A 645-nucleotide genomic window follows, 5' to 3' on the forward strand; every position below is an offset into this window, starting at 1 on the left:
TCACCTGACCACCCTGTTGCAGCATGATCAGCCACGGACTTTGCCCGCCTGCAAGCTGCGTGGCCACGTCGGTGAACTGCGCAGGCAGCATACGCATGGCGGCTTTATACTGCCCGACGGAAATCCCTGCTTTCTGTGCGGCCAGCGCCTGACGGCTCAGACTCTGCTCAATTGCCTCTGCGGATTTATTCAGGGACTGGCTGACCTTGCCTGACATCGTGTCTGCCAGTGAGCTGGTTTCGCCCAGCTCTTTTTTCACCCGCCCCATTTCTTCAGAAAAACGGGTGGAATCCAGGGTCAGAATTGCTGTCAGATCTGCAAAGTTACCCGCCATAGCGGACACCTCCTGCTATACCTTCTGATACCGACATCAGCATCAGATCCTCATCCGTCATCTCCGCCACACCGGATGGCGTCTGCACAGGTTCATTACCGTCATGGCCATAACGAACACCACCGGTCAGTTCTGCCGGTTTTTGCATCAGCACATCATCTTCAGGCTCTTCTTCAGCACCACGCCGGTTCAGCAGGCTGAAATCAGACGGCCTCATATCAGGATCGGCAAAAAACAGGCTGAGTACGGCATACGTCAGCCCGGCAAAATGCATATCCAGTTGTGCATCCTGAAAATAATGCGTGCGGTAA

At 54.7% G+C, this 645-nt stretch carries 2 protein-coding genes; both read right to left on the reverse strand.

The window, feature by feature from the left end; translation table 11 throughout:
* Nucleotides 1-334, reverse strand: a 334-nt coding sequence (locus C7B16_RS24325; protein WP_143192638.1) for a phage tail length tape measure family protein, incomplete at its 3' end; no start/stop codon positions are given.
* A partial coding sequence (locus tag C7B16_RS24330) for a phage tail assembly protein T (protein WP_107180299.1) occupies nucleotides 324-645 on the reverse strand: 322 nt, incomplete at its 5' end. The genes C7B16_RS24330 and C7B16_RS24325, both read right to left, overlap by 11 nt.

The organism is Escherichia sp. 20412-1, assembly GCF_003027595.1.
In the GTDB taxonomy this organism is placed as follows: Bacteria; Pseudomonadota; Gammaproteobacteria; order Enterobacterales; family Enterobacteriaceae; genus Escherichia; species Escherichia marmotae.